Genomic DNA, 24,263 nt, shown 5'->3' with positions numbered 1-24,263 from the left:
ATGATAGATAAAACATTAGAAATAACTGCATTTTTAAAAAAGCATTATTTACCTACTACTATTCAAGATGCAAAAGATGAACTTCAATTATCAACTTCTGAGGTTTTAAATTTACTTTTTCAAATATTTCCAACGGGTTGTATAGATGATTACGACTTACATCAATTACTTACTACATTAGGTTATGAGCCACAAAAAAGAGGTGTTACTGATTTTGTTTGGTGCTTAAAAGAAGTAGAATAATTTGTTTATATTTATGGTGTGCTAAAAGCACATTCTTTTTCATAGCAATTTTTACCACTCGTAAATGAGTGGTTTTTTTTGTCCTATTCTAAAAAGCTGACAATTGCCACTTTTACACTATGGCAATACAACATTTACCTACTATAAAAACAGGAGATTCTTCATTTGATAAGATTTATGCTTATTACAAAGATTCTACAAAATATCCGCTCACTCAAAAGCAAATCGAATTAAAGGATCGTTGGTTAGCAGCTTTTACTCTTCGTCAAAATTTCCATTCCAGAGAACAGGCCGCTAATGTTCTAATGGAAAAATATGAGATAAGTAGAGCGCAAGCTTATCGAGATTTAAAAAATGCCGAACGCCTATTTGGAAATGTAATGAAAGCTGATCGAGACGGTTCGTTAGCAATCTTACTGGAATATTCACACAAATTTTTATTAATGGCTGTAAAAGCTAAAGATTTAAAAGCAATCGGAAAGGCTCTAGAATTAATGGGTAAATATGCAGAAGTAGACAAAGAAAACGCTATAAACTTTAATCCAGAAAAGTTAGAGAATAAGCCTGTAAAAATGTCTATAAATAAAGAAGTAGGTAATGCAATATTAAGCCATCTTTTAACAGGTTCTTTAGATTTTAATAACCTAACAGTGGACACTGATTTTGAAGAAGTAGAAGACAATGGGGAAGATTAGCAAATATTTAGAGGTCATACTAAATGCAGCGCAATTGGCAGCTGTTTTGGCTGTTACAGTTTTAAAAAAAACAAAAATATACCTTGAGTGGGGTCGTGGTACTGGGAAATCATTTATTCTAGCATTTTTTATGAAAGAAATGGTAAAGCAAATGCCCGGAGCTTCATTTGCACTGGTTGGTTCTACATACCAACAAATATTAGCACGTACATTACCATCTACTAAAAAAGGATTAGCTGTTTTAGGTATTTATGAAGGGTATGATTATGTAGTTGGTAAAAATGGTGCAAAGTTTGGTTTTGCTGAACCTATTTATGCTCCAGACAAATGGGACAATATTATTCACTTCTCTAATGGTGCGGTTTTTCAATTAGTTTCTTTAGATAATCCAAATAGTGGACGTGGTTTGAATTCTTTTGGTATTCTTGGAGATGAAGCAGCTTTATTTGATTCCGAAAAATTATTTGCTAATGTAAAAACAACGAATAGAGCTAAAGAAGCACGATTTGAAAAAGCAACATTATTAGGAGCCGAAATTTATGCTTCTTCTACTCCAATGACAAAAAAGGGGCGTTGGTTTACTGATATGGAAGAAGTAGCAAAACGTAAACCTAAAAAGTATGCATTTATTAAAGCATCAGCTCTAATTAACAAATTAAACTTACGTGAGGAATGGTTTGAAGAGATGAAGGATGAAGCTCCATCTGAATTATACTATAATGCTGAAATTCTAAACATACGACCAAAAGAAATATTGAACGGATTCTATCCACAATTAAAAGCTGAAAAACATTATTATACTGACTATGACAATGATTATCTAGAGAGTATTACATCCGACTACACTAAAGCTTCTTTTAATAGCAAACAAGACAATGATATAGATAAAGGTCGGCCGCTAATTCTATCTATTGATTGGGGTACATTTATATCTGCTGTAATTAGCCAGAAATTACCGAATAAATACCGTGTTCTAAAATCTATGTGGGCTAGCCAATCTAGTGAGTCAAGAGATTTAGAAGATTTGATTAACGACTTTGTAGAATACTATGCACCTTTACCAAACAAGGTAGTACACTTATATTATGGTCACGATGGTAACGCCAAGGTTAGGAAAGGTACTAACGAAACTTATGGAGATGTATTGGTGCGATTACTCCAATCTAAAGGATGGACTGTATATGATAAGAGTAAGCGTAAGCCAGTAGCACCACATAATGACAAGTATATCCTTATCAATATGATGTTCAAGGGAAGTAGTTCTCGTTACCCTGGCATTGAGATTAACGAACAAAATAATCCAGATCTTATCATTGGATTAGAACGTACTGAAGCTTCTGAAGGTAAGAACGGAATACAAAAGGTAAAGAAGGATGAACGCAATGCAAAGAAAAAGCAACAGCACACCACCCACCTACCTGATGCCTTTGACATACCCATCTACTCGATCTATAAAGACTTATTGAAACCCGAAAAAGAATACTGGGATCTACCAACTACGATGTAGCTATTTTACAACTCAATTTTCATATATCCTCTTTTTTTGACCATGGCAATTGTCATTCGTCAAAGGACGAGGCGTGAAGAGAATGTATAAAAGAGATTCTACAAGAATATTTTAATATTTAAGTGTCTGAAAACAAAATACTTACTAATTAAAAAATGAGATTATCAGTAGAAAAACAATGTAAATAGTTTGTTTTTTAATCTTATCCTAATAAAAAAACGTGCTTTTATTAGAAATAATCTTCTTTTCTACTACAAAAATGATTAAAAATATTCTGTCCTATTTTAAAATGACTAGTCGCACGAAATTAGCATTATGGAAGAAACTATTTCTTTAAAAGATGCACTTGCGATAATCGATAAAAAAGATAAAGAAGGTAACGCTTATCCTTTTGATATCACATTTCGTTCGCTTCAAAGAAACTCTAAAACTGGAGGTAAACTTTATGAGTATAAGCAAGTAAAAAAATTACGCTCTAAAAAAGGTATACCATCCAAAACTTCTTTAATAAAAGCGGTGCAATCTGGCACAACCTCAAAAAGAAATCCGAACCATTTTGAAAATAGAACTAGAAATTTAGAACTACAAAATGGACAAAAGAAAAAAATTCATATTCGATTAATTATTTCAATTAACGGTAAAAAAGTTATTTATTAATGAGTACAACATTTATAGGCGATGTAGCCATTACAGGAGGAAATACCAAAGCTATAGTTACGTTCGCTTCAACTAAAAAAGCAGATGCAAATGTAACTAGTGTAATTCTGCATACCGAAAACGCTTCTGGTAAAATTGCAGCTTGGGGTGCTAATAATGATTATCCTCAAAAAATAACAAAGAAAATAAAACCCACAGGAACGTTAAGAAGGGGTTTAAGAGTTAATATAAATGCACACTATGGTTCTGGTTTTATTTTAGCAGAAGAAACTTACGAAAATGAAAAACGAATTATAAAACAAATTCCTTTACACAAGCATGCAGAGATTAATGCTTTTTTTAAACGCAACAGAATGAAGCGTTTTTTTAAAGAAATTATTTCTGATGAAGAATACTGGCATTTTGCGTGTCCAGAATATGTTTTGTCTAAAGATTTCAAAAAAATAAATCGAGTAAAACGACAATTCGCAGCAGATAGTCGTTTTGAAATTATGGACGAAAACACACGTACAATAAATAATTTGTACGTTTCTTCTAAATGGGAAGAAGGCGTTGATGTTGCATCTAAATATGTAGATAAAATTCCTTTAATCAACTCTTTTTTATCAGCTGAAGAAGTAAAGGAATACTGCAAAAAACATAAAATTCACAACTTTGTTCGTCCTGTTTGTTTTCCAATGCTTACTAGCGGTTATTATCCAGATCCAGAATGGCAATCTATAGAAAGTAGTGGTTGGTTAGATATTATTAATTCCATACCAAAATTTAAGAAAGCCTTTTTAGAAGAAAAAATGAACGTGAATCTACACGTTGAAGTCTTTGAAGAATACTTTGAAAGAAAGTATAATAATAAGTGGGAAGGTTTTACTCCAGAAAAGCAAGATGAAATTAGAAAAGAATTTATTGAACAATTAGATCAATCATTACGTGGTGTAGAAAATGGAGGTAAAAGCATTATGTCAATTATTTATAAAGATGATAATGGCACTCCACAGCCTGGACTAAAAATTACTGAAATCGAAAAAGGCAAAAAAGACGGTGCGTATCTAGATGATACAGCAGCAGGGATACAAGCAGCTTTAACAGCAGCAGGAGTTTCTCCTTCTTTAATTGGTGCAGGAGTACCTGGTACTAAAGACGGTGGTGGTTCTGGAAGTGATAAAAGATTAGATTGGTTCATTCTATCCGCTTTAAAAAAACCAGACAGAGAAACCACTTTAGAAATTTTTGAATTCATCCAAGATTACAACGGTTGGGATGAAAAACTAGTTGGTGGTTTTGAAGAAACAACGTTTACAACTTTAGACCAAAATCCTACAGGAACACAAAAAGCAGCTCAATTATGATTATAAAAGATACAGCAACACTTCGAGAATATATTTCTGTAAATGGCTCAGTAGATATAGATAATGTAAAACCATATTTAAGAAAAGCTGAACGTAATTTTTTGAAACCTTTAATTGGTTCAGATCAATTATTAGTATTTGAATCAGAACAAACGGATTCGATTATAAAAGCAGCTCAAGAATTAGCTCAAGAAGCAGTAGCTAATTTTGGATATTACTTGTATTTACCTATTGGAGCTGTTCAAGTAACAGATAATGGTATTCATGTAACCGCTAATGAAAACACAAAAACTGCATCCGATAAACAATTTAAAGAATTGCAACGCTCTTTTAAAAAGTCTGGCCACGAGGCATTGGATGAATTATTAGAAGTAATGGAAAAATCCGCAGATAAATTTTCAGCGTGGTTTAGTTCAGATTGCTACACAGTTTACAAAGAATTATTAGTAAACAAAACGTCAATTCTTAATAAATACTATCACATCTTTAACAGTAGGCAAACTTTTGTTGCTATGAAACCTACGCTTAAAGTTGTCGAAGATCAATTTATAAATCCAGTCATAGGATCAAGTTTGTTAGTGGCTTTAAAAATTAATCAAACAGATACTGTAAGAAAACAAGTAAAAGATTTATTACAACAATCCATTGTTGCTTTTACAATAATGAAAACAGTAGATAACGGAATGTTTGTTTTAGATGCTAAAGGAATGCACATGCGATTTGATGTATTACCTTATGAAAAAACAGTTACCAATATTAACTTAAAAGTGAACGACTTTCTGGTCCACACAAAAAAAAGTAAGAAAGTAGAGGGTGAAGAATATTTAAAACTGGCAATTAAGCTAATAGTTTCGAATACTGAAAAGTTTCCAGAATATCAGATTCAAGAAGCACAAAAGCATATAACATTAACTAATACCAAGTCTTTAGTTGGCTTGTAAAAAGTTGTCCTATTTTAAAAATGGGATTAGCTAGATATTTGAATTATGATACGAATTTTTAGTGTTTTAAAACAAGGAGTTAATCGTGTCGCCTCCTTTTTTAAGAGCGATTCAGAAAGTATTACTAGCGACAACGAAAAAATAACTTGTGATATAGATTAACATGGCATTTAACTCTACAATTAATACAGGAACTACTCCAAATGATGGTCAAGGCGATGGCTTAAGAACCAATTTACGTAAGCTTATTGAAAATGACAATCATCTTAAAGACCAGAATACGCAATTTCAACAAATAGTTGATAATGTTTTAAGATCGACTAAAGGAGTAGTTACTGTTAATAATAACACGTATACAACTGCTTTAAAAGTTACAGGAGATAGATTATCATCTGCTATACGATTATCTATTAACGGAACATCAACAGGTGTAGTTGTTAATGTGTTAATGGATGTTTTAGTTAACCATAGTAAAACTGTTGTTATAAGTTCACAAAGTGGAGCTTTTACACAGATTGGGGTGAAAATTGTAACAAATGGAAATGAACAATTTGCAATTGAGCTAAAAACGATAACCAGTATTAATGGTAATACAGATTTATCTGTAGAAGCATTTGTTTTAAATAATGAGAGTGTAATATTTACCAACCCCCATCCTTTCACAAATTTCACTTATGTTTTTGAAACGAAACCAGGATTTTGTGTTGATGGGATTAACAATACAACTAATATTGGAAATATTACAGCATCAGGTAATATGACTTGTGTCTCATTAATTCAAACGTCAGATAAAAAATTTAAATCAAATATTGAATTAATAGATGGTGTTTGGGCTTTAGATGTGTTTAAGAAATTAAACTTTTCATTCTATGACTTCTCAAAAACCAACAGTAAGCAAGCAGGTTTAATTGCACAAGAAGTTGAGAAAATATTACCACAAGCAGTACATACTTCAGAAAATGGAGAAAAAGGACTAAATCATACTTATATAGATATGATATGTAAAGCAGCTATTCAACACTTTATAAAAACTCAAATACAATGATAAAAATAGTTAGAAAATTATCGGCTCCTCAATACCAAGATGTAAACGATTTAGGTTTGCACCCAAACACCATAATTTTATGTAATGGATTTGGAGTAAATCCAATTACTAAAGCATTACACATGAAATTTGTTCAAGTTCATGACGAACAAAACCCTCAAGCTGTTATTGCTGTTTTACCAGAACTTCGTTTTACAGATAATTCTCTAGATGAAGAGTTAAACGAAAACGGTCAAATAGTTAGTGTTGGTTATCCTACAAAAGATAGTGTAAAAGATTATTTGAACTTTGCCTTTGACAGTTCTGATGTAACTCTTCCAGAAGATACTGCTTTAGCAACTAAAGCTGCTGTTTGGTTATTGCTAAATGATAACTGGAAACATCTGAATTTAAAAGATGAATGGGCGGTTGAATATAATGGAAGTCTTATTGAAGTAACTGATAATATGTTAGCATAATGAAGTTGCAATTCCTCCAGACACCAACCTATATACCTATAAGGTACGTTCCTCATTTCGATGGAGAACGCACCTTTGAAGTTACTGAAGATATAGAAGTTACTTTATCTGATGGTTATGTATTAACTATCGAAAAAGGATTTATAACAGATTTAGCTTCTGTACCAAAATGGGCTTGGTCTATTTTTTCTCCAATCGATAAAGGTTTTTTAGGAGATTTAATTCACGATAAGTTATGGGTTGATAAAGTTGGACAAATACAGCACTTTAATAATAGCTTTTATGAAGCTCGCTTATTCGCTGATAAAGAGCGTACTCTTTGGCGTAAAAAATTAGCTCCTAAAAAGAAATTTAAAAACTGGTTAACTCACGCTGTAATCAGATTAATTGGCGGTTTTTTCTATTCAAAACAAATATCAATACCTAATTAGTATGAAAAACTTATATAAACTCATTCAAAAATTTACACCTAAAGCAGATAAGTTAGGTCACTTTTATTGGGGCTTCCTATACTCTATTGCAGGAGTAATTGGCTTCTTCATTTTTGATGCACTTTGGTTAATTCTATTACCAAGTGTTGTATTAGCAGCTTCAAAAGAATTTTTTGACAAACAAGGTCATGGTAATGCAGAATGGTTAGATTTTATCTTTACCATCATACCCGGATTAGTAATCACTCTGATAATTTATTTACAATGAAACAATACATTTTAGACAACCTACCAATGATTTTAGGCTTCTTGTTTGGTGCAGGAGGTTTGTATGATTCTTATTTACAACGTAAGAGAAGAAAAACGGATGCACTATCTGGAATGCAAGAATTGTATGACAAATTTGTTGAAGATACAAATCAAAAGATTACAGAATTTCAAGCAGAAATATCATCTTTAAAATCAGAGATTGAACGAGTTGAGAACTCTTGGCAGAAAAAATACAATGCCCTTAAAAAAGCATTTGACAACTATAAAAAACAACACCCATAATGAAAAGAGTTCGATTACAACGTTTATGGGAAGATAGAAACCAAAGCACAGGAGTGCTAACTGTTATTGATCGTAATGGACAGCCTATTTATGCTTCTTTATGTATAGAACGAGGTGATCGTAATAACCAGAGGAATGTAAGTAATGTTCCTCCGGGTATTTATCCATTAGTTTTAGAACGTTCTCCAAGATTTAATAAAGATTTATACGAATTGAAAGATGTACCAAATAGAAGCGAATGTAAAATTCACGCTTCTAATTATTGGAAACAGTTAAATGGTTGTATTGCTCCTGGTATTAAATTGAAAGATTTAAATAGAGATGGTTACTATGATGTAACTGATAGTAGAAATGCTTTAGAATCTTTTCATAGAGCCTTAAGAGGAATTAGAAAAACGACTATTGAAATCATTGATCCAAAATGATTTTAGCTGTTTGGAATATCATAAGATCGCAATCTGTTAAAGTAAAAGCACTTTTAATAATTGTTGCTTTGGGTTCTCTTCTTTTAATGAGTTATACTGTTAAGTATGCTTTAATTAAAAGACAGTTGGTAAAAGAGTACAAAAATCAGATTGAAAATTTAGAACTAGATCTTGTTGCTTCAAACAAAAGAGAACAGGCATCTATAGATAAAAACAAACGACTCACAAAGGCTGTTAGAAATGCAGAATTAAATATTGACAAAAAGCTAAAACAAGATGAAAAAATTATTGACAACGATACTATTACTGATGATGACATCCGTGGTTTTATCTCAAAGTATCAAAAAAGATAGTGTAACTGTCGGAAAACAAACGTTTAAATCTATAATGAAGGAAAGCCGAAAATGTGATTCGGTAAAAATTGCATTTAATAAAAAGAGCATTCTTCTTCAAAGCTTGATCAAAAATAATTTACAAATGTTTAATGATTTAGAATTAGAAAGAATTAAACGAGAACAACTCCAAATACAATTACAAAAGACTAATCAAAGTTTGCTTAAAAATTCAAAAAAAAGAAACAATGGTTGGTTGTATGGAGTAGGTGGTGTTGCTATCGGTATAATTACTTATTCATTAGTTAACTAGCATCGTGTAAAATGACAATAAACATTAACATACCTACTAATTGGAATGATTTAACTGAACGTCAACTAAAGAAGTTGGCTAGTGTTTTTCACTCTCAAAAAAATAAGATACAAGATATATTAGTGCTTTTTATTTTGTTAAATATACGTTGGTGGCAATTCAAAAAAATCTTTAACATAAGTAAGATTTTAAGAAATGTCGGGATTTCAGAATTAAAAAAGCATTATGTTTTTCTTTACGAAAAACAAGAACGCACAAAATTCATCAGTATTATTAAAATCAAAAACAAACAATTGTTTGCTCCAAATGAAAGAATTACAAATTTAAATGTAGATGAATTTGCACACGCAGAAGATTTGTATTTAGGCTGGCACAAAACAAAAGATATTGAATATTTACAGTATTTAGCTGCTGTTTTATACAGAGAAAAAGACAAAAAAGGAAAACGTTTATTATTTGATAAAACCGAACTAGAAGAGCGTGCAAAAGCACTCTCTAAAATTAATAAGCCAATTTTGTTAGCAACTGCGATAACATATCAAGGTTGTAGAGAATATTTGTACACTCAATTTCCAGTTGTATTTCCTAAAACCACTAAAAAACAAAAAACACCAAATAGTAGCGGTTTTGGTAAATTGATATTGCATTTATCTGGTGCAAAATTTGGTTCTCATAACGAAACTAAAACTACCAATGTATATACTTTTTTAAGTGAATTTGAAGAGCAATTAAAAAAAGAACCAAATGCCTAGAGTATCATTATTAACAGTTGTCAATTATCTAGAAGCATTAGCAGATGCTCATAAAGATATTAAAGGAAAATATCGTTGGAATGTTTCTGAAGTTACAGGAGCATTGCGTAAAGGTGTAGAATTACCTGTAAAATTAATTGATGCTGTAGAAACGCAAACCTCTGGCGATAATACCAAAACCAAACACACAAATACAACTGCATTTACTGTTGTGGGAAAGCCAAATACTAAAACTGGTAATTTAGATGAATACGATGCGCAAAATGAAGTATTAGATTTCTGTCAACAAATCTGTTTTGATATTGAAACCAGAATTTTACACGATGCTAGTTTACCCAAAATTAATGGAGTTAAGAATTGGTTGTATGGTATGGTCGATAAAAATTCATTCCATCATTTTAAAGTAGGTCCATTATTTTCTGATGGATTGTATGGTTATAGATGTGAAGTCTCTTTAAAAAACCAAGTATGTACTACTCCAGATGTTTCTAAATGGGATGATTTGGATTAGATACTATTACCTCCTTTAGAATTCGAAATAAATAATAGCAATAAGCATTTCACTTGATAGCGTAAAAATCGATACAAATACCATTTCTTCTTTTTCTTTGGTTTAGATTTTTCCATTTTCCAAAATACTAAAAATTTAACCGAATTTTTTCTGTCCTATTTTAAAAACACCAACACACCTAAATTGCCATATAAATTAGGTGTAAAATGTCTCGAGAAAACTTCCAACAATTAGAAAAACAAGCAGGTCAAAAAGCTTCTCTAGTTTTAAGAAAATCTCTTAAAAGTGAAATCCGTAATCTATTTGAAACTACACAAGGTAATAGCGAAATGCTACGCTCTACAATAGTAAGTAAAATGAAAGGAGGCGAATTACAACGATTAGTAATTAAAATGCCTCATTACGGTTTTAAACAACATTTTGGATTTGATGGTGTCAAAAACAATGGCGTAAAACTTCGATTATTAAGCAACACTAATTTTATAAACGATTCTTTGAAGTCTAAAAACGCTTTGGAAACATTAATCACTGAAATAAGTGATATACGTGCAGATGAAGTAATGTCTAAAATCAACTTTTAAAAATGGCTAATAAAAAAATTACCAGACAATTATCCATTTATATTAATGGAAAGCAGGTTAAAAATAATTTGTTTTCTATAGGCAAAGAGATGGGTAAGTTAAGAGGTCAAATCAAACACCTTACTCGTGGCACAAAAGAATATGAAGAAAAATCTGCTGAATTAAGAAAGGTTACTAAAGTTTGGAATGATATACAAAAGGAAATCAAAGGAGTTCCTTCGCTATTATCAAAAGTTAGAAAAGAATTAGGTTTAGTTGGTTTAACAATAGCTTCTGTTTTCTCTATTAATGGAATGATAAATTACTTTAAAGTTCTCCATCAAAAAGTAGATTTATTAAGAGAGTTAAAACATACAATTCTTCAAATAACAGAATTAGAAGGGCGTGAGTTAGAAATAGTTACTGCAAAAGTAAAAGCGTTAGCAGATACGTTTGATACAGATGCTAAAAAAATGACAGAATCTGCAAATGCCTTATCTAAACAAATGGGCATTGATTTTACAAAAGCATTAGATTTAATAGAACAAGGTTTTTTAAATGGAGCTAATGCTAATGGAGATTTTTTAGATAAAGTTCGAGAATATCCTGCATTATTAAAAGAGGCAGGGTTATCAGCAAAACAATCTATTGCTTTAATGTCTCAAGAAGTAAAAAAAGGTATTTATAGCGATAAAGGTGTAGATGCAATAAAGGAGGCTAATTTAAGATTGAGAGAAATGACACCTGCTGCTGCTCAAGCAATAAAAGCAATCGGGTTAAGCTCTGTTTCAATTGAAAAAGATTTATCGTCTGGTAAAAAAACTATTTTTCAAGTAATACAAGATATCTCGCAAAGATTATCATTGATTCCTCCTAAAAGTAAATTGGCTGGTCAAGCTGTTGCAGATATTTTTGGCGGACCAGGAGAAGATGCAGGTTTTGAATATCTAGCTACACTTCATGAGATCGATTTATCTCTAGCAGATGTAACAAAATCAACAGATAAATATGCCGAAGCTAAAGAGTTAGAAGTAAAAGCAAATGAAGCTTTAAATAATGTTTGGGTACAATTAACAGATACTGCAAGTATATTGCATTTAGCTTGGAATAAATTAAAGCTTCAAGGTGCTTTGGTTATTGGTTTTTTTGCAAAATTAGTTGGTTTAAGTGATGATGCAGATGGCTCAATGCAACAATTAAGAGATAGAATTACTACAGTTATTAAAGTTGTAGTTGTTGCTGCTACTGCTTTCTTTTCTTATAAGGCAGCCTTAAAAATAATGACCTTATGGACAAAGATTGCTACTGGCGATACTATTCTTCATACGTTAGCTATAAAAGCAAATGCTATTGGACTTGTTTTTGCAAAAGGAGCTGTATTTGCATATAAAGCTGTTATTGCACTATTATCTGGTAATTTAAAGAAAGCTACCATAGCTATGCGTGCTTTTTCTATTGCAACAAAATTAAGTCCTATTGGTTTGTTAGTTGGACTTATTACTGCAGCAACAGTAGCCTACGCTTTATTTTCTAAAAAGGTAGATGAAGCATCTGTAAAACAGCAAGCTTTAAATGATTTAAAAAAGAGAACCGCTTCTATTTATGGTCAAGAAGAAGGAGCCTTAAAAAAATTATTAATTGTAGCACAAGATGAAACTTTAAATAAGGACCAACGTGAAAAAGCTATAAAACAGATAAATAAATCATACCCAGAATATTTAGGAAATCTTACGTTAGAAAATATTAATACATCACAAGTTGCTGAAGCTATCGACTTACAAATAGTTGCTATGAAAAAACGTGCTGAACAAAAAGCACTAGAGCAACTTATTGATGAAACAATTAAAAAACGTAGAGAAGAAGAAGCAAAAGGTTTAGAAGATCACACTATATGGTATGATTATTTAACTTCTTCAGTAAAAAGTTTTGGAAACCAAGCAATGTTTTCTACGAATATGGCTATTACTGCATCTAAAAGAAAAGCAGAATCTCTTAAAGTCTTATCTGATAAAGAAAATATTTATACGGAAGAATATAAAAAACGATTGCAAGAGCAATCTCAAGCAGATGCAAAAAGGCTTGAGTCTGACAAAAAATTTAAACGTATCAGATCTGTTTTAGAAAAAACTGCTAGAGAACTACGAATAAAGAATATAGAGAAGTTGACTAACGAACAATTGCGTATAGAAATAGGTAAAGCAATTGAGCGTAACAATAAAATTGCAGGTATAAATAAAAAGGCAGCTGAAAAACAAGCAGCTGAATTGAAAAAACAAAAGGAAGCTGAATTATCATATAGAGAAAAGGTGCTATTAAGTTCAAAATCATTAATTGAACAAGAAATTATTGCGCATAAAAAAAGACTTCAAAAAGCAGGTTTATTTGGTAAAGAAAGAAACAAACTGACAAAATTAGAATTGTTAGTTCAAGAAAAGTTAGAAGCACAACATCAAGCAAAAATTGCTAAAATAGAGTTAGATGCTACTAATAAATTTTTGGCTAAAAAAACCAAAGATTACAATTCTGCTAAAACCAAAAGAACTATAGCTTATAATGATGAGCTGGCGAACTTAAAAAGTTTAAATGATGCTAAAAAATTATTAAGCAAAACATTATCAGAAAGCGAATTAAATAAAATCAAAACCTTTGAGCAGGCAAAATCTGTTTTACAAAGACAATATGATGCTAAAGAACTTTCTGAAAAAGCAAAACACCTCCAAGAACTTGTAAAACTTTATACTACAGCTCTACAAACAGGAGAAATTGAAGGAGTTGATTTTGCGGATAAAATATTAACCGAAGAGCAAAAAGAAGTTCTTAAAGAGCAATTAGAGCAAATTCGATTAAAACTCTCTGAAATAAAAAAAGAGAAAAATGCTATTTCTGGTATTTCGGAAGAGGAAGAAGGTGCTGATTTATCTAGTTTAAATAATGTTGACATTTTTGGATTTACTCCAGAGCAATGGGAAAACTCTTTTAAGCAATTAGATGAAGGTGCATCTAAAATGGATCAGTTTAAGCAAAAGATTGGTCAGGTAGAAATGGTGCTACAATCAATGCAACAGGCTTGGGGTATGTATTCAAAGTTTGTAGCTCAAAATGAAGAAAAACAATTACGTGCATTAGAAAAATCTAATAATAAAAAGAAAGATTCTTTAAAGAAACAATTAGATGATGGTGTTATCAGTCAAGATAAGTACAATGAAGAAATTGAAAAACTTGATACTGAATTAGCTAAAAAACAAGCCGAAATTGAATATAAACAAGCTAAAAGAGAAAGAACAGCAGCTTTGTTTAGTATTGGTGCAAATACAGCTTTAGGTATAATGAAAGCTGTTGCTTCTTCTCCTTGGACAGGAGGTATGCCTTGGGCTGCCATTATAGGTGCTATGGGGGCATTACAAGCAGGTTTAGTTTTAGCAGCTCCATTACCAGATAAAAGTGGTTTTTTTCAAGGAGGTTTTACAGGAGATAAACCAATTAGATACGATTATCAAGATGGTGTTGCAATGGATACTCCAAATGGTCCTTATCACATTAACGAGTGGGTTGCTCCTAAGTGGATGAATGAAAGTCCACGCTATGCGCCTACTATTCAATATTTAGAACGTGAACGTTTAAAAGGCCCTGGGTTTTTTGATGGTGGTTTCAATAGGAGTTCTTCTACACCTGCACCTACTTTTGAAGAAGAAAATAGCAATGAAACTTCTGCTATTAATGAAAGAGACGAAATGATGATGTCTTTACTTTTTCAATTAAAAGAACAATTAGACAGAGGAATTAAAGCGTACAATGTAAAAGATTACGAAGATTTTTTAAGGCAAAAAGAAATTGACCAGGAACACGAAGAAATTTATCAAAACACTAGAAGTTAAACAATGAACTATTTAGGAAATTACGAAGAGAATAAATTATATGGAACTTTAGAGAATAATAAAATTTTAGTTGCTACTGTAAATAATGCTAACTTTTTAAAAGTAGAACTATCTGTTGTTTTTGATGCATTTAATTGGAATCATAATTTTGAAATTCCTTTTTTTAACAATGAAGCAGAATTATATTTTGAAAACTATATACATTCGATTATAACTCAAAAATTAGAAGTATCTGAAATTGATGTTACCGATTTTAATTTTACTTCTTTTGATATCGCTGCTATTACTTGTGTTTTAAAAGAAATGGAAAACAACACTGAACTAGATACTAAAACTATAAACTTTTCTATGGTTTTAGGAGATGTAAATTTTGTTAATTTCAGCAATGTGGTTGATGCAGGTAAATACTTTTTACCAATAAAACAATCCACATCTACTACTTTAAAAAATCTACTATCTTTTTCTTTTTATGCGACATTATTTCCTGTTAAAGTTCGATTAGAAATCAACGGTGTAATATCTGAAATTAATCTACCTAGTTATACATCATCTAAAAAGCTACATACATTGTTTATTCCTGTAGAAAAAATAATAGGAACCAACATTGATTCTTTTACTTTATCATTAGTTTTTTCTGATAATTCAGTTTTTACTTTTGGTAAGTTTTACGTTTTACCTCCAGAAGTAGATCATTCTTTATTAGTATATCAAAATTCTTACGGAACATTAACTTCTATAGAATTTACCGGAGCAAAAAAATCTCCTATTTCTTTTAAATCAAAAGAGAACATTTTTATTAGAAATAATAAAACCAGTATTACAACTAATGTAATAGAAGAAAAGTCAGAAATCTATTTAGACACAGGTTATATTCGAGACGAATCCAAGTATGATATGATTATCAATCTTTTAAAATCTTTCAATATTTACGAGCTTCCAAGTCTTAAAAGGTTGATAACTAAAACTCCTCAAAAAATAACTCCTTTAGAAACCGATAATTTCACTCAAAGAGAAACACTAATATTTAAATATTCAGAAAATGACAATATTTATTACAGAGGATTTTAGATTAGACCTTTCTCATTTGGATATTAAGTTTTCTGATGAAAATTCTTTCTTTGAAAAAGATTTGATTAAACAGCAATCATTCCCTTTTAACATTCCAAACGAACGTGGCTTTATTCCTTTTTTTGAATTTGTTAGCTCACATAATAGTGTAGAAGGAAATCAAGTTGTTGCAGGTTTTTTATTTAGAAATGACAGGTATTACGATGCTGAACTAATGATTTTAAATATTGATAATAGTATAAAATCAATTTTTTACTACAGTCCAGACAAATTAACAATATTTGATATTCCTCTAAAAATGCTTCCATGGCCAGTTTTAAATATTGGCGATGATATTTACCAATATGCAAAAGATACTATTGCAAAAGATTATCCAGATACTTTAATTAATTTTTCAGAAGTATATCATCCAGAATTATATAAAGAAAATGATTGGGGTGGTTACTCTGGTTTTTTAAATAAAAATATAAATGGAGATTTTGAAAAAACGCTAGAGTATGCTTACAGCATTCCTTTTAAAAAGATGAATGAAATGCGACCTTTTATTTATGTTAAAGAAATAGTGAAATTTATATTTTCTCAAATAGATTATACTGTTTTTGGAGATTTTAACACGCACGCATCCATTAGCAAAGCATTGCAATATCATAATAATTCTATTTTTTACACTAATAAAGACTACTTATTAAATAACAATTTAACAGTAACGTTAAGTCAATCTAATATTTCTGGATATTCTCCATCTACTGTAACCTATAATAAATATGTAAGAATTTTTGCTTTATACTCAAAAGGATCATATTCTATGGAATTAAATGTAAAAGGTTCGTTTACTGTTGCAAACGAAGAGTTTTATATTCAAGTTTATTTTGACAATCAATTATTAGGAGCTGCCATAGCAAGAAACAATGATGATAACACTTTTGAAAGAACTATAAACACTGAAATTCATGTTGCTGCAGCTGACGTTGGTAAAGATTTAGAAATAAGAGTTATTTGTTCATCAAATACCGAAAATACTCTTGAAGGAGATTATGAAATAACAGGAACTGAAAGGCCTTTGTATAAAGATTTTATTGATTTGAAAGATTTACTTCCAGATAAAAGTGTTGGAGAATATATTTCAGATTTAAAAGAAAGTATGGCTTTAACATCTGTTTTTGATGAACCAACAAAGACTGTTAAGTTTAATTTTTTCAATTCATCACAAAGTTCGAATGAACAAATAGATTTATCAAAATATATGACAAAATCTATTGCTAGAAAATTAAATAAATCTTTAGGGTATAAGATTTCTTTTGATGATGGCGAAACACTTTATATGAATAAGAAAGGTGAGTTCATACCTTCTGCTATCGGTTATTCTTCCTTTTCTTTGCCTTTACAACCGTTGAAATCACTATTTATTGAAGGTCAACCAGCAGTTTGTAATCAAGAAAGTAATTCTATTTTGTTTTTTGAGAGCAATGCAAATGCTAAACCGTTAATAAATGATGGAGATAATTTATACTCTAGATTAGGTTTTATTCACTTGTTTTTAAGACGTTGGATGTTTCAACTTTTAAATTCAGAAGAGTATAATCAAACTTTAAAATTACCTATCTATGTATCTTCTAAATTGAATTCAGAAAGTATTATTTGGTTTTATAACAATTCATTTTTAGTACATAATCTGCAAAGAACAAATCTCAATTCATTATTTGAAAGCATTAAACTTCGCCTCTTTAAATTAAAAAGTTATCCAGATTTTAATTTAGTGATAGATGATGGATCTGGTAACACTACTTATTTACCTCCTGTTGCTTTTACTACTTCTACTTCGTGGGGAACAACTCTTGTTACACAATTCAATGCATCAATTTCCATAGGTCAATTTGGTTTTCCAAGTTCATTTTATATAGATATTTATGCAAACAATTCATCCGATCCTCAAAGTTTAGACTTATCCTTTGGATGGGAAGTATTAAGTAGTCCTGATGGAAATGCCTCTGGTATTTTTCAATCTCAAAATACAGTTCACTCTATAACTCGTTTTACAAATAGTGGTTATATAAATTTAGCAGGGGATTATGTTATTAGATTAACAGTAGTTAATTCTGTTGGTTTAACAAATACTATTGATATTACAGTTACAGCAAGTTAAATTTTTACTGTCTTGATATCTACATTTGCTTTTAAAATTTCTTTTGGAGTATAAGCTTCTGTTTGTGTAATGCTATGATGACGTGCTTGGTCTCTTACAGCTATTGGAGGAACTCCTGCCTTTAATAAGTTTGTAATACCTGTATCTTTTAGGCTATACCACTGATATTTTTTAGGCAAATTCAAGGCTGTTCTTACTTTTACCCATTCGTCAGATATTTTTTTAGGAGGTAGTTTATTTCGTCCGGGTAAATAATTATCAGAAAATAAATAATCGCCCATTTCTGCATTCTTTAAATGGTTTACCAAAAAAGGAATTAAAACATCTGGAATAGTAACCGGCATACTTTTTTTATTTTTAGACACATTCTTATTCACATAAATTACTCCATTTTTTAAAATAACATCGCTTACCTTAAGTTTAGTTATTTCGGTTCTTCTGACTAAACAATAGTAGCAAATCAAACAAACCATATAATAATTCTCTTTTTTCTCTTTTAAAAATTTGAAAATTTCTTTTAAAGTTCCGTCTGGAATAACCTCACGTTCTTTTGTTTTTTCTGGGATTAGTTCAATTCTTGTAGTAGGGTTTTGAGATATGTATTTATGACGAATTAACCAATCACTAAACGTTTTGATAAAGTTTAAATAATTGTTACGAGTTCTTGCAGAATTATCTCGATCGTAATAAACAACATCTAAAAAATCTCGTACCAATTCATCTTTGAATTTGATAACGAACATATTTTGTTCTTTAATTTCCTCAAGATAGTCTGAAATGTTTTTTATAAAGGACTTGTAGCTTCTTAAAGTATCAGCTCTTTTATCTTGATTTTTTACTTCCTTAACAGTTCTATCTAAAAATAAACGTGCAGCATCAGAAAATTTAACAAAACCTCTAATCTCATTATCGTTTAATAATGGATTCCAACCTCGTTCTAATTTTTTATTAAGCTCTAAAACCATTTTTCTGGCCAGCTTTCTTCTTTCTGTAATACTTTTTAATGGCTTGACTCTATTTTGCTTTCTCTTAAGCTTATTATCAATAGGGCATTTAACGTAGTAAACTATCTTCCAAGTTTTGTTTTCTCTTAATTCTGCTGGAACAAAATCTACAAGAACTAATACGTTTCTGATTTTTTGAGTAGTGGACATTTTTTTTTTACATCAGGTTTTTAAACCAGTTGCAAAAAGTTAAACATCAATGTGAGACAAATTTGAGACGGTAATTTGTCTAAAATCAACAAAGCCCTTATAAATAAAGGGCTTGTGCTATTTCTAGTAGCGGGAACTGGACTCGAACCAGTGACCTTCGGGTTATGAGCCCGACGAGCTACCTACTGCTCTATCCCGCGATTTGGATTGCAAATATACAATAGTTTCTTAGTTTTGCAAGGATTATATTAATATAATTTTAAAAAACATGGATGTTTTTAATTCAAACACAAAACCTAAATTTGATGATAATTCATAGTATGCTCTAGCACAAATATCTAGCACAGAATCGAGATCTATTTTGTAAGTTAAATTTAATCTATTACTGTTTATTTTTTTTAAAGGTTGCTACTTTAATTAAATATTCAATTTAAACTCACAAAAAAAAGACCCAAATAATTTGTTTGAGTCTTTTCTAAAGTATTATAAAAATAGGATCTATTGTTATTTGATTATAAACGCTGTTCTTCTATTTTGGTTGTGTTGTTGTTCTGTACACTTTCTTTTGGCAATACAATCATTCATTGGCGTACTTTCTCCTAAACCTTTGGTGGTCATTCTATCGGATGAAATCCCGTTTTCTACCAACCATTTTTTAGTTAAACTTGCTCTTCGCTCTGATAGAAGTTGATTGTAACTTGCAGGGCCTCTTCTATCTGTGTGACCAACAATTTCTATTGCTATGGACGGATATTGTTGCATTATTGCAACTACCTTTTGTAATTCTACAGCAGATGCTTTTGTGATTTTTGCCGTATCAAAATCAAAATAAATAACATCTAACTTTAAAACTTCTCTTAAATCTACTGGAGCTACAGGTGGTGCTTTCTCTGTAAGGGTTATGGTAATTGTGTCTTTACCCTGATACCCAATGGTAGTGCTTAATGGTTCGTAATTCGCATTGCTTACCGCTAAATTGTACTCCTTTGCGGTATCAACATCTAAAAGCGTTAGTTTGTTGTTTTTACCTACTACTGATTCCAATGAAGTAGCATTTCCTTCTTTTAAGGTGATGCTGGTAGTACCCAATATAGGTGTGCCTTTATTCGATTTAAAAACTAAGGTAACATCTTGTGTATTAGGTAATAATAATCCCTCAAATTGATAAATATCATCAGTGCCTAAACCTGACTCTTTTCGGTTTGAAGTTAAAAATCCGGTACCCTGTGCTGTTTTATAAATCAATCCAAAATCATCTGCAGGAGTATTTATAGGAGCAGAAAAACGATACACTCGTTGCGATTTACTCGTAAGATTTACATAATACAGGTCTAAACCGCCTAATCCTGCTCTATAATCAGATGCAAATACCAATACATTATCTGAACTAATAAATGGAAAAGTCTCTCTTCCTTTTGTATTGATACTTGAGCCTAAACTCTCTGGAGTACCATAACTAGTATTGTTGTCTTTAATTGCTACTCTGTATAAATCAGACTCTCCCAAAGTTCCAGGCATGTCTGATGAAAAGTATAGATAATCTTCGTTAGGGCTTAATGCTGGGTGTGCACAACTAAAATCATTGCTATTAAATGGTAATTCTTCTACATTGCTCCATTTCTTTCCATTAAATGTAGCTTTGTATATTTTTAACAATACATTGTTTAAGGAATCGGAAGCAACTCTAGAGGATTGGTAATTGTTTCTTGTAAAATACATCGTTGTACCGTCTTTGGTAAACACCGCAGAAGACTCATGGTAGTATTTATTAATATTGCCTTTTAACTTTTCTGCCTTACCTAGAGAGTCTTGGTCGATAAGTCTACTTTTGTATAGGTTGCTATAAGCTTCATTATTCCAAGTTGACTTCTTTGAAAATAAATTCCATGTGGCTCTACCGCTAGTAAACACAACTTCATCCGCTCCTAAATAAGAAGCTTTGTAATCTGAATAAGCACTATTAATCCCTGCATTTTTTAGTGTAACTGAAGTTGGGGTACTCTGTGAACTCACAAAAACCCCTTCAGAATTCGATTTCTCTTGTTTTTCATTAGGATACAAACCAAGCATTTTATCATACCATTTTTTTGCCTGATTATACTTACCCTGGCTTCTCAGTACTGCTATATACTTATAATAAGTATTTACTGAAACTGTTTCTGTTCGTTGAAATAAAGAATCGTAACTAGAGCCAGCCTGATCATATTTGGATTGATAATAATAGGCATTCCCTAAATTTTCATATAATGAAACAGAACCATAACCGTCTTTAATTAAACTGTTATAAAGAGCAATCGCTTCTGTGTAAGACAAACTGCTATATTTTTGATCTGCTCTTGCTATCTTTCCTTGCTGTGCTTGTAGCGAAAAACTAATAAATACTGAAAATATCGCGATATAAATAGATGGTAATCTCATAAGTGTATGTGTTGTAGGTTAAAAGAATCTTGGCGCTTTTACATTAGTATTTCTAAATACTTCGTAGCGTAAAAAAACTTCGTGGGAACCCGAATTATAAGTAGATAAATTGTTCGTATCAAAATCGTAACTATAACCTAGCATCCAATTTCTATTGATTTGAAAACCGGTTAAAAAACTAACGGCAGCATCTACCCTGTAAGAAGCACCTAATGTAAATCTATCGTACATCTGAAAATTTGCGGACACATCTACCTGTAAAGGTGCTCCCGATACAAACTTGGTTAATAATGCTGGCTTAAATACTATATCTTGACTCAAATCAAAAAGATACCCAGCGGTTAAATGATAGTGTAAACGCTCTTTTGAAACAGCACTAACTGAAGAATTTAAATCTCTATTGATATGACTTGTTTCGAAAAGGTTTGGTATCGAAAAACCAATATAATTATTCTCCGAATACCAAAACAAACCTACTCCAATATTAGGAGAAAATCTATTATTGATATTATTCTGAGCCAATGCATCTCCTGGATTAAAAATATTTAGCTTCGTAAAATCTACATTTAACATATGTGCACTCGCTCGTAAACCAAATGCTAACTTATAATTATAAGAGGTATTAATCGTATAAGAGAAATCTAAGGAAACCAAGTTCTCTTCCACTGGACCTATAGCATCATTTAAAAAACTTAAACCAACTCCTACTTTGGAGGAACCTATAGGACTATGGTAAGATAACGCATTTGTAGTTGGGGCGCCATCAATACCTACCCATTGGGAACGTTGGGACAGATAAAAACTACTGCTGCCTCGTGATCCTGCATAGGCCGGATTAAAACTCAACGTATTGTACATGTAGTTCGTAAACTGAGCATCTTGCTGTGCATAGCTAAAATGCATTAACAGCATCGTTAACAAAACAGTAAATACAACCTTATTTTTGCCAATATTAAAACTATTATTTTTCATCTTTTTCTTTATTATTTAGTTAAATATAAATAACCATTACGCTTCTTCATAGTACCTGCTGCTTTATACTTTAGTATGTAAAAGTAAGTTCCTGTTGGTAACTTCTCTGCACTTTGTATCGTTATGCGACCATCCGATTCTCCAACAAAATACCTTCCGTTTTGTCCGTAACCAGATACAGCATACACCTTAACTCCCCAGCGATTATAAATCTCTAATGTGTTCTCTGGGTACAACTCAATATTACGAATCACAAATACATCATTCTCACCATCTCCATTGGGAGTTAGTAAATTAAATACCTCTAAGTCATCTTCTATTGGTGTTGTGTGGTTATTAAATTCTAAATAATCGTAAACTCCATCTGCGTCACCATCTATCGGATTCTTTACATCGAAACCAATCTCAAAGCCATTACTCAAGCCATCCCCATCACAATCTGAATCTAAATAAACTTGACTCAACGGAAGGGTAATGCTTGATGGAATCGATGAACACCAATCTAAAGGATCTGTTCCATCTGTCTTCTCTGTGCCATCAATAACTCCATCGCCATCTGAATCTGAATTCAAGGGATCTGTACCATCTGATACTTCATCTGCATTAGTAACACCATCATTATCGATATCTGGGTCGTTATCATCATTAACTCCATCACCATCGGTATCTTCTCCATTTTCGTTGGTTCCATCACCATCAACATCGGCATCTTCATCGTTTGGAATACCATCGCCATCAATGTCATCATCGTTCTCATCGTTTACTCCATCGCCATCGGTATCTTCTCCATTGTCGTTGGTTCCATCACCATCAACATCGGCATCTTCATCGTTTGGAATACCATCACCATCAATGTCATCATCGTTGTCATCGTTTACTCCATCGCCATCGGTATCTTCTCCATTGTCATTAGTACCGTCACCATCAACATCGGCATCTTCGTCGTTTGGAATACCATCACCATCAATGTCATCATCGTTCTCATCGTTTACTCCATCGCCATCGGTATCTTCTCCATTGTCGTTGGTTCCATCACCATCAACATCGGCATCTTCGTCGTTTGGAATACCATCACCATCAATGTCATCATCGTTATCATCGTTCACTCCATCGCCATCGGTATCTTCTCCATTATCATTCACACCATCCCCATCAACATCGGCATCTTCGTCGTTTGGAATACCATCGCCATCAATGTCATCGTCGTTGTCATCGTTCACACCATCGCCATCGGTATCTTCTCCATTGTCATTCACACCATCCCCATCAACATCGGCATCTTCGTCGTTTGGAATGTCATCGCCATCAATGTCATCATCGTTGTCATCGTTCACGCCATCGCCATCGGTATCTTCTCCATTGTCATTCACACCATCCCCATCAACATCGGCATCTTCGTCGTTTGGAATACCATCGCCATCAATATCATCATCGTTGTCATCGTTCACACCATCGCCATCGGTATCTTCTCCATTATCATTCACACCATCGCCATCAACATCGGCATCTTCGTCGTTTGGAATACCATCACCATCAATGTCATCATCGTTATCATCATTAACTCCATCACCATCGGTATCTTCTCCATTTTCGTTGGTTCCATCACCATCAACATCGGCATCTTCATCGTTTGGAATACCATCACCATCAATGTCATTATCGTTGTCATCGTTCACTCCATCGCCATCAGTATCTTCTCCATTGTCATTAGTTCCATCACCATCAACATCGGCATCTTCGTCGTTTGGAATACCATCACCATCAATGTCATCATCGTTGTCATCGTTTACTCCATCGCCATCGGTATCTTCTCCATTGTCGTTGGTTCCATCACCATCAACATCGGCATCTTCATCGTTTGGAAT

General features: G+C 31.9%; 24 protein-coding genes and 1 tRNA gene. 20 read left to right on the top strand and 5 right to left on the bottom strand.

Annotated elements, in window-relative coordinates; translation table 11 throughout:
- The 20 genes from Q0684_RS00125 to Q0684_RS00030 all read left to right on the top strand — a co-directional run bounded on the left by Q0684_RS00125 (window position 1) and on the right by Q0684_RS00030 (window position 17,854).
- Entirely contained in the window at window positions 1–243 is a 243-nt protein-coding gene (locus tag Q0684_RS00125) for a hypothetical protein (protein WP_299012010.1), read from the top strand.
- Between the two features lie 119 nt (window positions 244–362).
- Window positions 363–938 carry a hypothetical protein gene (locus Q0684_RS00120; RefSeq protein ID WP_299012009.1) on the top strand — a complete coding sequence of 192 codons (576 nt, stop codon included), beginning with the start codon at window positions 363–365 and terminating at the stop codon, window positions 936–938.
- Window positions 925–2,445, top strand: a complete 1,521-nt coding sequence (locus Q0684_RS00115; RefSeq protein ID WP_299012008.1) for a terminase family protein — start codon at window positions 925–927, stop codon at window positions 2,443–2,445. The genes Q0684_RS00120 and Q0684_RS00115 overlap by 14 nt, the downstream gene beginning before the upstream one ends.
- Window positions 2,446–2,760: 315 nt before the next feature.
- The gene (locus Q0684_RS00110) at window positions 2,761–3,102 is read left to right on the top strand and encodes a hypothetical protein (protein WP_299012007.1); all 342 of its coding nucleotides are present in this window, start codon (window positions 2,761–2,763) and stop codon (window positions 3,100–3,102) included.
- Window positions 3,102–4,448 carry a hypothetical protein gene (locus Q0684_RS00105; protein ID WP_299012006.1) on the top strand — a complete coding sequence of 449 codons (1,347 nt, stop codon included), beginning with the start codon at window positions 3,102–3,104 and terminating at the stop codon, window positions 4,446–4,448. The genes Q0684_RS00110 and Q0684_RS00105 overlap by 1 nt, the downstream gene beginning before the upstream one ends.
- Window positions 4,445–5,389, top strand: coding sequence for a DUF6712 family protein (locus tag Q0684_RS00100; RefSeq protein ID WP_299012005.1), 945 nt, complete (start codon window positions 4,445–4,447; stop codon window positions 5,387–5,389). Before Q0684_RS00105 ends, Q0684_RS00100 begins: the two co-directional genes overlap by 4 nt.
- A 163-nt stretch (window positions 5,390–5,552) precedes the next feature.
- Window positions 5,553–6,434 carry a tail fiber domain-containing protein gene (locus Q0684_RS00095; protein ID WP_299012004.1) on the top strand — a complete coding sequence of 294 codons (882 nt, stop codon included), beginning with the start codon at window positions 5,553–5,555 and terminating at the stop codon, window positions 6,432–6,434.
- A complete protein-coding gene (locus Q0684_RS00090; RefSeq protein ID WP_299012003.1) occupies window positions 6,431–6,892 on the top strand; it encodes a hypothetical protein in 462 nt (153 codons plus the stop codon). The genes Q0684_RS00095 and Q0684_RS00090 overlap by 4 nt, the downstream gene beginning before the upstream one ends.
- Window positions 6,892–7,323 (top strand): DUF1353 domain-containing protein, encoded by a 432-nt coding sequence (locus Q0684_RS00085; RefSeq protein WP_299012002.1) that lies wholly within the window; start codon window positions 6,892–6,894, stop codon window positions 7,321–7,323. The genes Q0684_RS00090 and Q0684_RS00085 overlap by 1 nt, the downstream gene beginning before the upstream one ends.
- Window position 7,324: 1 nt before the next feature.
- Window positions 7,325–7,591 carry a hypothetical protein gene (locus tag Q0684_RS00080; protein WP_299012001.1) on the top strand — a complete coding sequence of 89 codons (267 nt, stop codon included), beginning with the start codon at window positions 7,325–7,327 and terminating at the stop codon, window positions 7,589–7,591.
- Complete coding sequence (locus tag Q0684_RS00075; RefSeq protein WP_299012000.1) at window positions 7,588–7,875, top strand: hypothetical protein; 288 nt, start codon at window positions 7,588–7,590, stop codon at window positions 7,873–7,875. The genes Q0684_RS00080 and Q0684_RS00075 overlap by 4 nt, the downstream gene beginning before the upstream one ends.
- Entirely contained in the window at window positions 7,875–8,300 is a 426-nt protein-coding gene (locus Q0684_RS00070; RefSeq protein WP_299011999.1) for a DUF5675 family protein, read from the top strand. Before Q0684_RS00075 ends, Q0684_RS00070 begins: the two co-directional genes overlap by 1 nt.
- A complete protein-coding gene (locus Q0684_RS00065; protein ID WP_299011998.1) occupies window positions 8,297–8,653 on the top strand; it encodes a hypothetical protein in 357 nt (118 codons plus the stop codon). The genes Q0684_RS00070 and Q0684_RS00065 overlap by 4 nt, the downstream gene beginning before the upstream one ends.
- Window positions 8,577–8,945, top strand: a complete 369-nt coding sequence (locus Q0684_RS00060) for a hypothetical protein (protein ID WP_299011997.1) — start codon at window positions 8,577–8,579, stop codon at window positions 8,943–8,945. Before Q0684_RS00065 ends, Q0684_RS00060 begins: the two co-directional genes overlap by 77 nt.
- A gap of 11 nt (window positions 8,946–8,956) precedes the next feature.
- Window positions 8,957–9,697: a hypothetical protein gene (locus Q0684_RS00055; protein ID WP_299011996.1), complete on the top strand. Its 741-nt coding sequence runs from the start codon at window positions 8,957–8,959 to the stop codon at window positions 9,695–9,697.
- On the top strand, window positions 9,690–10,208 hold the full coding sequence (locus Q0684_RS00050; RefSeq protein ID WP_299011995.1) for a hypothetical protein: 519 nt from the start codon (window positions 9,690–9,692) through the stop codon (window positions 10,206–10,208). Before Q0684_RS00055 ends, Q0684_RS00050 begins: the two co-directional genes overlap by 8 nt.
- A gap of 206 nt (window positions 10,209–10,414) precedes the next feature.
- Window positions 10,415–10,789, top strand: a complete 375-nt coding sequence (locus Q0684_RS00045) for a hypothetical protein (RefSeq protein ID WP_299011994.1) — start codon at window positions 10,415–10,417, stop codon at window positions 10,787–10,789.
- A gap of 2 nt (window positions 10,790–10,791) precedes the next feature.
- The gene (locus Q0684_RS00040; protein WP_299011993.1) at window positions 10,792–14,643 is read left to right on the top strand and encodes a phage tail tape measure protein; all 3,852 of its coding nucleotides are present in this window, start codon (window positions 10,792–10,794) and stop codon (window positions 14,641–14,643) included.
- Between the two features lie 3 nt (window positions 14,644–14,646).
- On the top strand, window positions 14,647–15,711 hold the full coding sequence (locus Q0684_RS00035) for a hypothetical protein (protein WP_299011992.1): 1,065 nt from the start codon (window positions 14,647–14,649) through the stop codon (window positions 15,709–15,711).
- Window positions 15,683–17,854, top strand: coding sequence for a hypothetical protein (locus Q0684_RS00030; protein ID WP_299011991.1), 2,172 nt, complete (start codon window positions 15,683–15,685; stop codon window positions 17,852–17,854). Before Q0684_RS00035 ends, Q0684_RS00030 begins: the two co-directional genes overlap by 29 nt.
- Here the strand turns inward: Q0684_RS00030 and Q0684_RS00025 are convergent.
- From Q0684_RS00025 to Q0684_RS00005, 5 genes are all read right to left on the bottom strand, one after another.
- Window positions 17,851–19,008, bottom strand: a complete 1,158-nt coding sequence (locus Q0684_RS00025; RefSeq protein WP_299011990.1) for a site-specific integrase — start codon at window positions 19,006–19,008, stop codon at window positions 17,851–17,853. The two genes, Q0684_RS00030 and Q0684_RS00025, sit on opposite strands and share 4 nt — an antisense overlap.
- Window positions 19,009–19,135: 127 nt before the next feature.
- Window positions 19,136–19,208 (bottom strand) — tRNA-Met (locus Q0684_RS00020).
- Window positions 19,209–19,512: 304 nt separating this feature from the next.
- A complete protein-coding gene (locus Q0684_RS00015; protein ID WP_299011989.1) occupies window positions 19,513–21,426 on the bottom strand; it encodes an OmpA family protein in 1,914 nt (637 codons plus the stop codon).
- 18 nt (window positions 21,427–21,444) lie between these two features.
- A complete protein-coding gene (locus Q0684_RS00010; protein ID WP_299011988.1) occupies window positions 21,445–22,398 on the bottom strand; it encodes a type IX secretion system membrane protein PorP/SprF in 954 nt (317 codons plus the stop codon).
- Window positions 22,399–22,409: 11 nt separating this feature from the next.
- A partial coding sequence (locus tag Q0684_RS00005; protein WP_299011987.1) for a gliding motility-associated C-terminal domain-containing protein occupies window positions 22,410–24,263 on the bottom strand: 1,854 nt, incomplete at its 5' end.

The organism is uncultured Polaribacter sp. (genome assembly GCF_947503875.1).
Lineage (GTDB): Bacteria > Bacteroidota > Bacteroidia > Flavobacteriales > Flavobacteriaceae > Polaribacter.
The sequence above is the reverse complement of the archived record's forward strand: the minus strand, read 5'-3'. Positions and strand labels throughout refer to the sequence as shown.